The sequence below is a fragment of the Hyphomonas sp. L-53-1-40 genome (assembly GCF_000682775.1).
In the GTDB taxonomy this organism is placed as follows: domain Bacteria; phylum Pseudomonadota; class Alphaproteobacteria; order Caulobacterales; family Hyphomonadaceae; genus Hyphomonas.
Map to the genome: position 1 here is coordinate 563,489 of NZ_AWFI01000001.1, position 14,699 is coordinate 578,187.

The window sequence follows — 14,699 nt, forward strand, 5'->3', positions numbered from 1 at the left end:
TGCTCGCTTTTCTTGCGTGTCTGCTGCAACAATCCGTGCGGCGGTAATCAAGACTTGTGAGGCGCAAGAATGCTCCCTTGAATGCTCAGCTAGTGGCAATTCGAAAGCAAATCATGAACAGTTGGGCCGGCCTTGAGTGAAACATTCGACAATCTTCCGCCCGTAAACTACGTGGTCAGCGAAGAAGAGTGCGCCGCACTATCCGCAGCTATTGATATCGAAGAGCTAACCCAGACCGCACTTGCTCTTGGGAACGTTGATAGCCCATCCATGAGCGAGGCATCAGCTGCAGAGTTTGTGTTTGATTGGTTGCAAACAGAAGGTTTTGCACCGCGAAAAGTTGGCGCAACGCCTGAACGGCCGAACGTTATCGCTACTTATGGCGGCAAGGGTGACGGAAAGAGCCTGCTCTACACTGCGCACCTTGATACTGAAAGTCCGACCTGGAATGCGGATCTGGACGCCCACAAGTTCCGTCCTGAAACGCTGGCGAACCCGGAATGGAACCAGTGCTGGCTACAGGATGGGGCATTCCACGGCTACCCAATCTCGAATGATCGCGGGCCGATGGTGTGCTTCCTTATGGCCGCAAAGGCGCTGAAATCCTGCGGTATTGATCTGTCGGGACGGCTGTACCTTACCGCATCTCCCGGCGAGATCGGTCCTGAGCCGATCGAGGAGGCTCGCGGCGTACAGTATATGGGCAAGGAAATCGGCACGCACTACGTGTTCTATCATGGCGGTGTGTCACCCGATTATGCGATCGCGGCCGAGGGGTGTGACTTCGGATTGACGTGGGTTGCATGCGGTTATGCCGTATTCCGCATCCAGCTATTTGGCGAAGGCGTATTCACACCACTTCTCGAAAGCCCAGAAAAGGCCGCTGATCACCCCAACCCGATCTATCGTCTCGGTGACACCATCCAGTCGATTTTGGACTGGGGGCGCACTTATGAGCAGGAGAACATCTACACGTCGTCTGGCGGTGTGGCCAAACCCAAGACGCAAATCTCCTCTGTCCGTGGTGGCGTTCCATATGCGTTCGGGGCCGGAACGGAAATTTGCTCACTCTATCTTGAAGTCGGTTTGCCGCCGCATGTAGAAATCGGGCAGGTCCATAGAAGCCTTGAGAGTCATTTGAGACGCCAAGGCATAGGTGAGTTCGGCCTGGAGCCAGTCGTGGTCCGGCACGGATTTGCTGCGGATGAAGAACGCGTGTCCCCGCTCGTTTCGGCCGTTGATGCTGCGACCCGGCATACACTGGGCGAGCCTCTGAAGCTGGCGCATCCTGTTTATTCGAGCATGTGGCGCGACCACAACGTCTTCAACATGAACCGCATTCCCGCCGTCACAACCGGCTTTCCACGCTGGCGTCCGACGCCAGAGGATATGGTTAAAAGCACTTTGATCTATGCGCTGACCGCGTTGTCGATTTGTGGGCGTGCGCCCACATCCGAAAACAAAAAGCCGCTGAGCGGTTCCGATGTCTATGGCGACAACCCATTTTCGTCCGCTGGAGTATCCTGACCCATGAGTGCAAGAATTCCTTTCAAGGCAGGCAGCCAATTGCTGGCAATGAGTTCGCTTGAGCTTTTGCTGGCCGCGGCGACATATTCTTCACTTGGCGTGGTCCTCCCATTTATGGTGATGGATCTGGAGTGGAGCTGGGCGCAGGCTGGGTTTGGATTTACGGTGCTCGGTGCAGTTACCGGCGTCGCGTCATCTGTGCCGCCATTTCTCATCCGCCGGGTGGGGGTGCGGAACACAATCCTGATTGGTGGTGTTCTGGCCTGCATCGGTTTGTACCTTCTGCATGGGGTGGAGAGCCTGCCCCAGTACTATATTGCGGCAGCAATCTGCGGTTTGGCCTACCCCATGATGGCGTCCATCCCGACAACCTTCCTCGTGAGCCGACTGTTCCAGCGGCAATCGACCGCGCTCGGCGTGGCGGCTACGATCAGCGGAATAGGGACGGTGGTCGGGCCATTGATGGTACTTGGCGTATTGGCTCTTGAAGGTCAGACGTGGCGGAATTATTGGGAATATCAGGCAATCGCCCTACTGGCTGCGGCCGTTTTGTGCGCGATCATCGTTGGTTTGGAGCGCAGATTCACTCGGCCCGCACGTGAGGAACTCGTCGCAGCACAGGCTGAAGCGGCGGCACCGACCGTCATGCCTGACCAAGTCGAACTGCCCCCGACACGGAGCAGTCGCCATATTTACCGGACGACTGTGGACTGGACGACCAAGGCTGCGATGCGGACGACGCAGTTCAAGATTCTTGCCGCCGCATATTGCCTGAACATGATGTGCCTGGTGACGGTAACCAGCCTCTCGGTGGGCCATTTGATTGAGCGCGGTGTTTCCGAGACTGTTGCCGGAGGCATGTTGAGCATCGAGGCGTTGATCGCGGTTTTGATCCGGGCATTTTCCGGTGTTCTGGGGGATATCTTCGATCCCAAGCATCTTGTGAGCTTTGCGTTGTTTGCGACGATGATTGGTTGCGCTGTGCTCGCACTCACAACAGATCATGTCATGCTGCTGTTCTACGCGGTGGGAACAGGTATTGGTTTTGGCACGACGCAACTCGCGTGCACGGTGCTGCTGCTCAACTACTTTGGTCGCAAGTACAATCTCGAACTGTTCTCCGCCATGTGTGTTACCGGCGCGATCTCGGCGCTCGGACCTCTGATCGGAGGCGTGATCCGCGACGTTTCGGGAAGCTTCTCGCTCATCTTCATATTGCTGTCGGTTCTATCAGCCGGCGTCTTCATGGTCGTGCTTTTCATGAAGCCGCCATATCCCGAGGATCTGTCCTCCACTGAAGGCGACCCAGTTGGCGACGCCGACATCAAGTACGGGCAGATGGCTGAGTAATCTCAATAACCTGACCAGCTTCGATCAAGTCTCAATTTCGATTTCCTCCGATGGAGTCTGCCATGCCGTCAGATCGCGCACCCAATTTGCCAGGCCAGAAGGCAGCTTCGTCTAAAACACCCTGGACGAAGTGGCTGAAGCCAGATCCGTACGCACTTGTGCTGCTGTCCGTGGTGGTTACGGCGAGCATTTTGCCATGTCGTGGAGATGCAGCGGTCGGCTTCGAGTGGCTGACCAAAGTTGCCATTTTCCTGTTGTTCTTCATGCACGGTGCAAAGCTGTCTCGCGCAGCCATCCTCGGAGGTATTGGTGCCTGGAGACTCCACACGCTCGTTCTGATGAGCACCTTTCTATTGTTTCCGGCGCTCGGTCTTCTGGTGAGCACACTGCCTAATTCTCTGCTGAGCCCTACAGTCAAGATGGGTTTCCTATTCCTCACTATATTACCCTCCACAGTGCAGTCCTCAATCGCATTCACCTCCATGGCCAGAGGGAATGTAGCAGCAGCAGTTTGCACGGCATCACTGTCGAATATGCTTGGTGTGTTCATCACGCCGCTTCTGGCGGGCCTCCTGATGCGGTCTGAGCTTCAGTCGGGTGGGGGAGATCTGTTGGGGGTGATGCAGTCCATCATATTGACCCTGCTTGCCCCCTTCCTTGTCGGCCATCTCAGCAGGCCCCTCATCGGCGCATGGATTGACCGGAACAAGGGCGTTCTTTCAAAGCTCGATCGTGGCGCGATCCTGCTTGTTGTCTACACTGCATTCAGCGCGGCCGTCGTAGATGGAATTTGGTTGCGCGTATCGGGATTTGATATTGTTACGATCCTCTTCCTGAGCGCACTGGTGCTCTCAGTGGTATTGTTCCTGACGCGCAAGACGGCGCAAGTGGCCAGGCTGAACAAGGCGGACGAGATCACCTTGGTCATGTGCGGATCGAAGAAGAGTCTCGCAAGCGGTGTGCCGATGGCTGCGGCATTGTTTGCTCCAGCGCAAGTTGGCGTCATCATACTGCCCTTGATGATATTCCATCAGATGCAGTTGATCGTATGCGCCATGATCGCGCGAAGCTATGGCGAGCGGACTGAAATACCCGATGAGACAGAGGTGCTCGGCGACGCGAGCGCCTAGCCGAACTGAAACGCCGATACGGTCGAGTTCATGACATTGTCTGAAAAGACTTTGCGGCCTGTCTCGTCATGGCCCGCGCCAGCTGCGACCATGAGTGGAAGCAAGTGCTCTTCACGAGGATGCGAGTTCCGGCCCTGAGGTGCGTCCAGCCATCGGCTAAGCTTGGCCCAGCGTTCGTCAAGATCGCGGGTTTCGAGTACATCTGTCAGCCAGGTGTCGAATTCAGCAGACGGTGCGGTGGCCATGGGCGTCCGGAACGCTCGCATGTTGTGATAGCTCATGCCGCTGCCAATGATAAGGACGCCTTCTTCTCTCAATTGGCTGATTGCCTTGCCGACCTTCAGATGTTTTTCCGGAGAGAGGTCGCGGGTGAGTGACAGGGTCAATATCGGAATATCGGCATCAGGGAATGCAACCAGTAGCGGCACGAACACGCCATGATCATAGCCCCGGGAACTTTTCAACGGCGCACCAAGGCCTTGCTCCACCATCAATTCCTGAACGCGATTTGCGAGATCCGGTGCGCCCGGAGCAGGATAGTTGAGCTCATAAGTGTGAGCCGGAAACCCGGAATAGTCGTAGATCATGTCTGGCGAGGCGGCCGTGGAGACGGTGAACTCCTGCTCCTCCCAATGGGCTGACACAACCAAAAGGGCTTTTGGTTTCTCGGGCAGGCTGGATGGTATGCTTTTCAGCCATTCGGCTGTCTTGTCCCACGTATCGGCCGGTCCGCCCATCAGCGTCCAGTCCATGAAAAAGCATGGGCCACCTCCATGTGGAATGAACAGGGTGGGCATTTTCGTGGAGGAAGCAGTCATTTTCTATTCCCGATGCTGATCGATATATGGTGTCTTTAGTGTATGTGGCTGCCGGGTGTCTTGCTTTCTCGCGTCCGCAAACTTGTCCGCGCCGGGGACAATCATGTGTGAGCCCGAAATCAGTGCCGCAACTAGTTGGGCGCATATGAACAAGACCAAATAGCGGGCTTGAACTCTGATCCGATCGGTAGGCGATTTGGTTCAAGGAGTAAGTTATGGCGTTGGTGGAAGAGACACGAACAAGCAAGATCAAGGTTCAGCCGGAAAATCTGCACCATTTGAAAGCGACACCGGAAACCGTGCACTGGGGATACTTCCACCCCAATATCAAGCCAGCGCTCCGCGTTAAAAGTGGGGATCTCATCCAGGCTGAAGCGATCACGCACCATGCCGGGGATGCTCCGGAGTTGATGATGGATGAAACCGTCAAGGCAATCTGGGAGGGCGTTCAACCCGAAGATCGTGCGCCGGGTGTCCACATCATGACCGGTCCGATCTATGTAGAGGGGGCCGAACCAGGTGACATGCTGGAAGTGCGCTATTTTCGTATGGTTCCACGCTGCAATTACGGATCCAACCTCGCAGCGAACTGGGGCCACCTCTATCAGGAGTTTGATGAGAAGGAACGAGTGACGATCTATGAGCTTGATCCGAATGCGAACACGGCTCACGCACTCTACGCCTATGATTTCGAAGGCAAGTATCTGATCCCCGGGACCATTACGCATTGTCCTGAGTGTGACCGCGAACCTGCTTTGGTTGGCGTCCGCGTGCCGGCAAGGCCGCATTTGGGAACTGCGGGTGTCGCGCCCGCCATTGACGAGCGTGTCAGCACAATTCCCCCAGGCCTGCATGGCGGAAATATTGACAACTGGCGCATCGGAGCCGGCGCCACGATGTACTATCCTGTGCAAGTAAAGGGCGGGCTGTTTTCGATCGGCGATCCCCATGTCAGCCAAGGCGACGGTGAGATCAGCGGCACGGCAATCGAAGCTTCACTCGACGTGCTGTTCCAGATCGTGCTCCGCAAGGACTTCAAGTTTCCTTCGCCGCTTCTTGAAACCCCGGATCACTGGATTGTCCATGGGTTTGACGAAGACCTGAACCAAGCCATGAAGAATGCCTCACTGGACATGCTTCATCTGCTTACAGAACATCAGGAGCTTAGTAGAAATGATGCCTACTCTCTCATGAGCGTTGCGACTGATTTTGGGGTGACCCAAGTCGTAGACGGCACGCAAGGAATTCACGTCAAGATTGACCGTGGCATCTTCCCAGAAAAAGGCGTTGTCAAAGACATCGACTAGATTGGACGTCATTGATTTATGAAGATTTTATCCAGGTGAACGCAGTATTCAGGCGAGGCTTGATCAGGACTGCTCGACTTTTAGGCAGTCGCAGTCATCAACCGGATCGGCATGGGCGGGATGCGTTGACCGACGGTACGGCAAACTGAGGATCAAGGATGTTGATGGCTGGGTGCCATAATCCGATCGGAGCCAAACTGTGCAGTTTACAACCAACGCGTATCCAAAAGAGCAGAGAAAGGATGCCTGGCACTTCGCGCTACAGCGATTTTCGATGGAGTTGCTTGCGCATGAGGGTGAGCTCTACGGAGAACTTGTAAGCTTTCGCAGCGCCCAGGATTTCACATTTGTCAGGATCACCTCAACCCAGCACCGGATAAGGCTCGATCTATCGCAAGGCCCATCCCAGTTCTGGCTGATAATGCTGTTGGAGGGCGATCTCGTCGCCAAGACTGACACCACGACGATTGAAGTCTCCGAGGGCGATGTTGTGTACGGGGTCGGTGATCTGGACGTGTCGCTCGACTTCAAGCGAGACAACCGGTTTTTGATGGTACAGATCCCGGTCTCTCATCCAGCGTTGAGGATAAGGTCCAAGCCGCAAGCGGACATTTCGAATTTGGTATCGGAAGCTGGAGTTGGCCGCATGCTGTCAGGCCTGCTGCGCTCTGTTGCGGATACGATCACGGATGTTGATGACGATCAGATGCGTCCGACTGAGGTTGCGCTGCCAGAGTTCATCTCGACAGCCTTGATGAGCGAGGCCTCAACCAAGGAACTGGGCGGCGCTGCTGGCGTGCGCGCAGCTCTGCTGGAGCGGATATTCCAAACCATCGAGATGAGATTGAGCGATCCAGAGTTGAATCTCCATCAGGTCGCCAAAGAACACAATATTTCCCCGCGTTATCTGCAAAAGCTGTTTGAATCCGTGGGAGACAGCTTCGGACATTTTGTAAAATTGCGGCGATTGGAGAGATGCCGCCTGGATCTCAGAAGCCCTTTGCACGCGCAGAGATCGATTTCGGATATCCTGTTCCAATGGGGCTTCAATGACAGTGCGTCATTCAGCCGGGCATTTCGCGAACAGTACGGTATGAGCCCGCGGGAATATCGCCGGATGCCGCCGGGCGACGAATTCGAATCCGAAGTACTGCAGCGCGGGCGGCCTCCTACGGCGAAGGATCAGGTTATAGAGCCTGAAGAGCCTGACGAAGCGGATGACTATCGCGATGCCGATGATGAGTCTGCTGAGAGAGCTGCTGTCGCACCGGTGCCCGTAAAACGGGGCGCACGACACCATTATCTGCCGGTTACACCCGATACGATCCATTGGGGCCATTTCAGCAGCTCGCTCAAACCAGTCCTTACGGTGGAATCCGGTGATTATGTGACGGTGGAGACACTAACGCATCACGCCAATGACGATCACGATCGCATGGTGAAGGGTGATCAGGCTGTTGAGGACATCTATCACTGGACTGCGGAGGGCAAAACCGTCAATCGTCGGGGCGCTGGCGCACTCGACTCATCTTCGTCGACGGGCCGCGGGGCAGGCGAGGGGTTTGGCGTCCACATCTGTACTGGTCCAATCGAGATTGCCGGCGCAGAACCCAATGACATTGTTGAAATCCGTATTCTGGAACTGAAGCCGAGAACGAGTGCCAACCCAAAGTATTCTGGGCAGTCTTTCGGGAGCAACGCGGCCGCGTATTGGGGATTTCAGTACAATGACCTGCTGACCGAGCCGAAACAGCGGGAAGTGATCACGATTTACGAAGTCGAAAGTGAGATGGGGCGCTCGTGCGCACGCGCGGTATATAACTATCGCTGGACCCCTCAGACTGATCCCTTCGGGGTTGTGCATGAGTTGTATGATTATCCCGGCCTCCCAGTGGACACCAGCACGATCGAAAAGAACTATGATGTATTGCGGAACATCGAAATACCGGTTCGTCCTCATTTCGGGGTAATCGGGCTGGCACCGCCGCAGACGAAACTCGTGGATTCGATCCCGCCAGGAAATTTTGGCGGAAATCTCGACAATTGGCGAATTGCTCCGGGATCCAGCCTGTTCCTGCCTGTTGGTGTGCCTGGTGCGCTTCTTTCGCTTGGCGACCCGCACGCATCGCAAGGTGACTCAGAACTCTGCGGTACGGCGATCGAGTGTTCGATGACTGCTTTGATACAGCCGATCCTGCATCGTGCGAGCGAGAAGATGGGGCATATCCGCGATCTTGATTATCCGTTGTTGGAAACTTCCGATGCATGGGTGATCTTCGGATTCAGCCATCCGAATTATCTGAAGGAGCTCGGTTCTTCGGCGCAAAGCGATATCTATAAGAAGTCCTCGATTGACCTCGCGATGAGGGATGCCTTCCGCAAAGCGCGACGGTTTCTGATGACGGCTTGCGACCTCGACGAAGATGAGGCGATCTCGCTGCTCTCTGTTGGTGTCGACTTCGGTATCACACAAGTCGTCAACGGAAATTGGGGCGTTCACGCGATCATCCGGAAAGAACTGTTCACTGCGTGATCCGAGCGCGATGTTCTCGCGCTGTTTCCCTTAAAAAGGCCGCCGAGAAACATGTTGTGCGCGCAGAGACAAGAATGTGCGCGCTGTGGATGACAAATTGAGACTGACAGAAGCAGGAAGGACCGGACAATGCCGATCACCATCACTGAGCAATTCATCCAGTCCCTGGCGACATCCAAGCAGGACGTGCTGGACGCTGAAACATTGCCGCCCGAATGCTACACAGACGCCAATTTCTACGAATTCGAGAAAGAGGCGCTCTTCACGCACGATTGGCTGTGTGTTGGTCGGGAAGAATGGGTTTCGGAGCCCGGTGACTATTTCACGACTTCGACCGTGAATGAACCGATCGTTGTTGCGCGGAATCGCAAGGGCGAGTTGAAGGCGATGTCATCCGTATGCCAGCACCGCGCCATGCTCGTGGCCGAGGGTAGCGGGAATGCGCGTGGGTTTGTATGTCCCTATCACCATTGGAGCTATTCGCTTGACGGCGACCTTGTGGGTGCCCCTGCAATGAACAAGACGTGCGAATTTGATCGCAAGGCGAATGGGCTCCCGAACTTCAAGGTTGAGGTCTGGGAAGGTTTCATCTTCATCAATTTTGATCAGCATGCAGCGCCACTGGCACCCAGGTTGGTCCACGTGCAGGAGGCAATCAGGGGGTATGACCTTGCCAGTGCTGAAGGTCCGCGCCCGGATCCGGCGCCGCGCCTGATGTGGAATTGGAAGGTCATGTTCGAGAATAATAATGACGGTTACCACGCCAGCCGGCTACATCATGGACCACTGCATGACTTTGTACCTTCCGAGCGTGCAAGCTTTCCGGACGCACCGGAGGGAGCGGCAGGTTATCTGAGGTTCAATGGTACGCTCCATCCGGATGCGAGTTTCAATCCGACCCAGAAGGCTGTGCTGCCCGTCTTCCCCGGCCTCTCTGATGAGGCGCGCCAGCGGATGACGTTTGCGAACATTCCACCGAGCCTATCGCTCGTGATGACAAGCGACATGGTGATCTATCTGATCATTCGCCCTGACAGCCCGGAAACGCATTATATGGACACGGGCGTGCTTGTTGCGCCTGGGGCCATGGAGGACGAAGCCTATGAGCACAAGATGGAGATGATCATGAATTCGACATCCCATATCATTGCTCAGGATTGGCATGTTGACGAAATGGTCCAGCTTGGACTGCGGTCGCGCTTTGCCAAACGGGGGCGCTATTCCTGGCAGGAAGGAGCGCAAGCGCAATTCAATGAATGGCTCGTTGACCGGTATGTTTCGGAGTGGAACCGCCGTGCCGAGCCGACGGATGATGCCAACATCGCGGCAGAGTAGAGTAGGCCGATCACGTGAGGCCGCCCGAGCATCCTACCACTTGGAGATTCAACACACGGTCGGTCCCGCCAGCTGATAGAAATGCAGCATGGGCGAATGCAATGCGCAGATTGCGGTTACCCTTTGTGTCTGATCCGGGTGGCCAGCCCGTTGATGGACAGATGATTATTCAGACGTCCACCATGGGTCTGCAGTTCGCCTGGATTGAGTCTGGTCGTCAGGTGATTGATGGTCGGGAACTTGAGCAGGGCGAGGGCCTCTGGGTACTCGTTCTGTTGAAGGGGGATGCAAGGTTCAGCACAGACAAATTCTCGGTGAATGTTGACAACAAGATGATCGTCTTTGGCGCGACACGTCATGACTCCCGTCTGGAAGTGAGTGAAAACAACGCGATACTATTCGTCCGAATTCCAGCAGTGGCGCTGGGCGGACGATTGATTGCACCGACCCATTATCAAGCTGGTACGCTCGACGGGAATTCTGGAGTTGGACGTATGCTGATCAGCATACTTCACATATTGGCTGATGAGATTGGAGATATATCCACGCAAGATCTGCGACCGGTCGAGCTTTCCCTGATCGAGATGTTATCCAGCAAACTGCTTGGTGTTGCCGGAAAACGCTCTTTGGGTGGTGCGGAAGGTGCGCGCGCTGCCCACCTGCACAGAATCCAACAGTCGCTGGAAACACTAATATGGGATCCCGACCTGACAATCGCAAAAGCGGCAGACGAAGTCGGCGTTTCGCCACGGTATCTGCAGCGTCTGTTTGCCGCCGATAACCGGAGCTTTAGCGGCTACCTCAAGAAGAGGCGACTGGAGCGCTGTCATGCCGATCTAATCAGCCCGCTGCATGCGCAGGAATCCATTTCGGAAGTTGCATACCGCTGGGGTTTCAGCAGTTCGGCACATTTCAGCCGGAGTTTCCGTGACCATTTCGGGCTGTCGCCACGAGAGCATCGCCGCTCCGGTCTGGCGAACCAGATCGAGGATGAAATGAAGGTCAACAAATTGTGGGGGCAGTATCAAGAGCTCTCGAAAGAACGCCTTTAAGTTTGGCTTCAGCATATGGCGTCCCGGAAGGGCGCATGAAAGTAAGTATAGGGATTATATATGACTTCTCCGAACACTCTGATTTTCGTCGACCTCATGTCTGACGATCCGGTCAAGGCCGGAAAATTCTATGCAGCTGTCATGGGCTGGGAAGACGATGTTCGAATGGATGGCCAGTTTTGCCGCATGGTGCCGGGCGGAAACTTCAAAAATCCCGACGGATCTGACAGCGAGATCGGAAATCTGCATATGGGCATTGGGGATGTCGCAAACTTGCGCCCGAATCCCAACCCCGCTGGCGTGGATCCGAGGACCTTGTCTCCATTTGCGAGATCGTCGCGTCTATGGGTTCTGGTAAGCGAAGACGACTCTGTCGACAGGATCATGACCGCCGCCGTTGAGCATGGAGCGGAAGTTCTGTGGCGGAACCATTACTGGAAAGAGTTTAACGGTTTCAATGACGCATTCCGCGATCCTTGGGGGAATGAAATCATCCTGTGGAGGAAGGGTGGCGTCGATCCAGTCATTCCGGAAGGCTATACGAGCGAGTGACCCAAGTGATGGGAGCGGATGTGGCCGGGAAACCGGGAAGTGGTAGCCGGGCAGGTGTAGTTATAGCTGCAACTGTCGGCAACATTGTCAGCACCACTCCCGCCATCAGTGCCGTCTTCAGCCTGTTCCTGATTCCTATTTCAACAGAATTCGGATGGCCGCGGGCAGTCGTATCAGGCGTGCTGCTTCTCACTGCGGTGATGTCCGCCATCATCTATCCCTTGGCTGGTCGGCTGTCGGATCGTTGGGGATCTCGCCGAGTTATTCTTGTCGGAAACGCACTTTTCGCTCCGGCGATTGCGGGTTTGGCTCTGGCCGATGGTTCAGTGGTCCAATTCTACTTGTTGTTCGCCATCGTAGGAGCGACTGGTGCAATCCCATCCACACCAGCCTATTCCAAAGTCATATCCGAATGGTTCGATGAGAAGCGGGGGCTGATGCTCGGCGTAGCCGCGGGATTCGGAAACGGCATCGGGTCAACTTTCATGCCCATCGCGGCTGGTCTTATGCTGGTCCAGTTCGGGTGGCGCGGCGCATATATCGGAATCGGTTTGATCGTATTCTGCCTGGGCTTCCCAACGCTTCTCGCCTTGCTAAGGGATGCGCCTGGGAGGGTCGAGGAAATCAAACTCCGCGAGCGACAGCTTGATGTGCCGGACATTCCTGCGGCTCCTCTGCCCGGCGTCAATCTCGCAGAGGCAACTTCAACTCGGACATTCTGGATTTTGATGGCTGCAGTCGCACTCGGAGCGGGCTGTATGACGGCCATCTTTACCCATGTGGTTCCGATGCTCATGGATCGAGGTATCGTTATCCAGCAGGCCACACTTGCAATCAGCATCTTCGCGCTGGTCACAGCGGGATGGCAGGTGGTGACGGGATATCTGCTCGATAAATTCTACACGCCAATTGTCGCGGTACCCATGTTCGCGGCCGCGATACTGGGCCTTCTATGCTTTCAGTTCAGCCAGTCTATGGTGGTGATATATTTCGGCGCGGCCTTGATGGGAGTTGGGCTTGGCGCAGAGTTCGGATGTCTGTCCTATTTTGTGTCTCGATACTTTGGTCTCAAAGCCTTCGGTATCATCATCGGCGTGTACTACTCCGTGGTCATTATATTTCAGGGTGGCGCACCAGTCCTTATGGATGTGGGGTTCGATGTCACGGGCAGTTACGAGGCGTCAGTGTGGGTGCTGTCTGTTTTGTTGGCCATCGGGGCCGCGCTCATCCTCCTGTTGCCGGCGTTTGAGATACAGCGACCCTCCGCATCACTGGAGGCATCTGCGTCATGAGCAAGCTGGACATTCTTGGAAGCGTGAATCTGGACGTAGTTTTGCGAGTGCATGACCTTCCGCGACCGGGCGAAACTGTGCACGCGATACAATCTGAGCGGTATCTTGGCGGCAAGGGCGCCAACCAAGCGGTGAGCGCCGCCCGAACGGGTGCCGATTTGCGGTTTCGCGCGTGTGTGGGCGACGACGAGGATGGCGAATGGCTTACTGCGCAATTGGCCGCACACGCGGTGACGCCTGCAGACGTGGAAGTCATTTCCGGTGAAGCGAGTGGACGCGCCTATGTATGCGTTGATCAGGCCGGCGAAAATCTTATCATCGTACATGCTGGCGCAAATGACCGTTTAAGCCTAACGGCAGATCCGGTTGAGCCAAGCCGGGTTGCGCTTGCCCAACTGGAAACGCCTATCGCTTCGACCGTGGACTTTTTCCGGACACACCGGGACCGGGGAACAATTACAGTACTAAACGCCGCCCCAGCCGTGGCTGAAGCCCGGAATTCCCTTTTCGCGCTGACAGACATCCTTGTTCTGAATGAATCCGAGTTGGCCTTCTACGCTGGAAGAGAGGTTCTGCCAGAAGATGTCGAGGATATTACAATGCTTGCGAGAGAACTTATTGCTCACGAAAACCAGGTCATTATTCTCACCTGTGGTGCTGCTGGTGCTTTGGCCATCACCCGGAACGGACTCGACTTCACACCGGCTCGCCTCACAAAGGTTCGCGACACAACGGGGTCGGGCGATTGCTTTTGCGGCGCGCTCTGTGCGCGATTGGCAACGGGAGCTGAACTTGATCAAGCGATCTACTTCGCCTCGGTTGCAGCGTCCTTGTCTGTGGAAAAGAACGGCGCAGCTGCATCAATGCCAAGTCTGGAAGACGTTGAGCTTGCGATTTTTGAAATGACCGCAGCGGAGGTATCAGGATGAAAACCTGGCTAATAACAGGCGTGGGAAAAGGTTTGGGAAAAGACCTTGCCGAGACGGTCCTGCAACGCGGAGATCGGGTTGTCGGCACTGTGCGGTCCGAACGCGATGCGCAAGTCTTCGCGGAGACTGATCCGCAACTTGCCGTGCCGATTTTTCTGGACGTCACACACTTTGACGACATCCGTGAAACGATCAACGAGGTCGAGAAGCGTTTTGGCCAAATCGACGTACTCGTGAACAATGCGGGCTATGGGCTCACCGGTGCGATCGAGGAGACGCCGCTGGACAAGATCAAGGCTTTGTTTGAGGTCAACGTGCTCGGCGCGGTTGCCATGATCCAGGCGGTGCTGCCGGGCATGCGCCAACATCGAAGCGGTCATATCATCAACATCACGTCGGTGAGTGGTCTGGCACCTTGGGCCGGCACTGGAATATATGGAGCCAGCAAATATGCTATGGAGTGCATTGGGCAGACACTCGCTGATGAGGTGCAGCCCCTGGGTATCCATGTGACCAATGTGGCGCCGGGTGGCATGCGCACCGAATTTTCAGGTGGATCGCTGGATTCGGCCCCGCCGAGTATATCGGACTATGATGGCACGGCGCATTTGGCTCATGAGGTTCTGACGGAAGGCAAAGGAAAGGAACCGAGTTCCCCCACGAAGATTGCCCACGCCATATGCGAGATGACCGAAATGGATATTCCACCTACGCTGCTCGTTCTTGGGAGTGATGCCTACAAGTACGCTACAGGCCATTTGGCGAAATTGAGTGATGGCATCGAAGCGTTCAAAAATGTCAGTCTGGCCGTCTCAGCAGACAGCATGTGAGAATTCCGATGCCTTCATTATTGTCGGAAAGAATTTGTGTGACA

12 protein-coding genes are annotated in these 14,699 nt (G+C 55.5%); 11 read left to right on the forward strand and 1 reads right to left on the reverse strand.

The window, feature by feature from the left end:
• Positions 1-132 precede the first annotated feature (132 nt).
• The 3 genes from L53_RS02730 to L53_RS02740 all read left to right on the forward strand — a co-directional run bounded on the left by L53_RS02730 (position 133) and on the right by L53_RS02740 (position 4,007).
• Positions 133-1,527, forward strand: a complete 1,395-nt coding sequence (locus L53_RS02730; protein ID WP_034811289.1) for a peptidase M20 — start codon at positions 133-135, stop codon at positions 1,525-1,527.
• 3 nt (positions 1,528-1,530) lie between these two features.
• A complete protein-coding gene (locus tag L53_RS02735) occupies positions 1,531-2,877 on the forward strand; it encodes a CynX/NimT family MFS transporter (RefSeq protein WP_084332996.1) in 1,347 nt (448 codons plus the stop codon).
• Positions 2,878-2,939: 62 nt separating this feature from the next.
• Positions 2,940-4,007: a bile acid:sodium symporter family protein gene (locus L53_RS02740; protein WP_084333069.1), complete on the forward strand. Its 1,068-nt coding sequence runs from the start codon at positions 2,940-2,942 to the stop codon at positions 4,005-4,007.
• Here the strand turns inward: L53_RS02740 and L53_RS02745 are convergent.
• Positions 4,004-4,825: a class III extradiol ring-cleavage dioxygenase gene (locus L53_RS02745; protein WP_034811291.1), complete on the reverse strand. Its 822-nt coding sequence runs from the start codon at positions 4,823-4,825 to the stop codon at positions 4,004-4,006. The genes L53_RS02740 and L53_RS02745 overlap by 4 nt on opposite strands.
• A gap of 215 nt (positions 4,826-5,040) precedes the next feature.
• Between L53_RS02745 and L53_RS02750 the strand changes: the two genes are divergently transcribed.
• The 8 genes from L53_RS02750 to L53_RS02785 all read left to right on the forward strand — a co-directional run bounded on the left by L53_RS02750 (position 5,041) and on the right by L53_RS02785 (position 14,655).
• Positions 5,041-6,132, forward strand: coding sequence for an acetamidase/formamidase family protein (locus L53_RS02750; RefSeq protein ID WP_034811293.1), 1,092 nt, complete (start codon positions 5,041-5,043; stop codon positions 6,130-6,132).
• A 199-nt stretch (positions 6,133-6,331) separates the two neighbouring features.
• On the forward strand, positions 6,332-8,665 hold the full coding sequence (locus L53_RS02755; protein ID WP_034811295.1) for an acetamidase/formamidase family protein: 2,334 nt from the start codon (positions 6,332-6,334) through the stop codon (positions 8,663-8,665).
• 129 nt (positions 8,666-8,794) lie between these two features.
• On the forward strand, positions 8,795-10,000 hold the full coding sequence (locus L53_RS02760) for an aromatic ring-hydroxylating dioxygenase subunit alpha (RefSeq protein WP_034811297.1): 1,206 nt from the start codon (positions 8,795-8,797) through the stop codon (positions 9,998-10,000).
• A 161-nt stretch (positions 10,001-10,161) separates the two neighbouring features.
• Complete coding sequence (locus tag L53_RS02765) at positions 10,162-11,052, forward strand: helix-turn-helix domain-containing protein (protein ID WP_198019719.1); 891 nt, start codon at positions 10,162-10,164, stop codon at positions 11,050-11,052.
• A 60-nt stretch (positions 11,053-11,112) separates the two neighbouring features.
• The gene (locus tag L53_RS02770) at positions 11,113-11,604 is read left to right on the forward strand and encodes a VOC family protein (protein ID WP_034811299.1); all 492 of its coding nucleotides are present in this window, start codon (positions 11,113-11,115) and stop codon (positions 11,602-11,604) included.
• An 8-nt stretch (positions 11,605-11,612) separates the two neighbouring features.
• The gene (locus L53_RS02775) at positions 11,613-12,896 is read left to right on the forward strand and encodes an MFS transporter (RefSeq protein ID WP_051607488.1); all 1,284 of its coding nucleotides are present in this window, start codon (positions 11,613-11,615) and stop codon (positions 12,894-12,896) included.
• Positions 12,893-13,825, forward strand: a complete 933-nt coding sequence (locus tag L53_RS02780; protein ID WP_034811302.1) for a ribokinase — start codon at positions 12,893-12,895, stop codon at positions 13,823-13,825. Before L53_RS02775 ends, L53_RS02780 begins: the two co-directional genes overlap by 4 nt.
• Positions 13,822-14,655 (forward strand): oxidoreductase, encoded by an 834-nt coding sequence (locus tag L53_RS02785; RefSeq protein ID WP_034811304.1) that lies wholly within the window; start codon positions 13,822-13,824, stop codon positions 14,653-14,655. Before L53_RS02780 ends, L53_RS02785 begins: the two co-directional genes overlap by 4 nt.
• Positions 14,656-14,699: the final 44 nt, after the last annotated feature.

Bases quoted from the DNA above. Each gene is read 5' to 3' on its own strand.
- L53_RS02785 (WP_034811304.1), top strand. From the start codon at position 13,822: ATGAAAACCTGGCTAATAACAGGCGTGGGAAAAGGTTTGGGAAAAGAC.
- L53_RS02780 (WP_034811302.1), top strand. From the start codon at position 12,893: ATGAGCAAGCTGGACATTCTTGGAAGCGTGAATCTGGACGTAGTTTTG.
- L53_RS02770 (WP_034811299.1), top strand. From the start codon at position 11,113: ATGACTTCTCCGAACACTCTGATTTTCGTCGACCTCATGTCTGACGAT.
- L53_RS02735 (WP_084332996.1), top strand. From the start codon at position 1,531: ATGAGTGCAAGAATTCCTTTCAAGGCAGGCAGCCAATTGCTGGCAATG.
- L53_RS02745 (WP_034811291.1), bottom strand. From the start codon at position 4,825: ATGACTGCTTCCTCCACGAAAATGCCCACCCTGTTCATTCCACATGGA.
- L53_RS02765 (WP_198019719.1), top strand. From the start codon at position 10,162: ATGATTATTCAGACGTCCACCATGGGTCTGCAGTTCGCCTGGATTGAG.
- L53_RS02760 (WP_034811297.1), top strand. From the start codon at position 8,795: ATGCCGATCACCATCACTGAGCAATTCATCCAGTCCCTGGCGACATCC.
- L53_RS02775 (WP_051607488.1), top strand. From the start codon at position 11,613: ATGGGAGCGGATGTGGCCGGGAAACCGGGAAGTGGTAGCCGGGCAGGT.
- L53_RS02750 (WP_034811293.1), top strand. From the start codon at position 5,041: ATGGCGTTGGTGGAAGAGACACGAACAAGCAAGATCAAGGTTCAGCCG.
- L53_RS02740 (WP_084333069.1), top strand. From the start codon at position 2,940: ATGCCGTCAGATCGCGCACCCAATTTGCCAGGCCAGAAGGCAGCTTCG.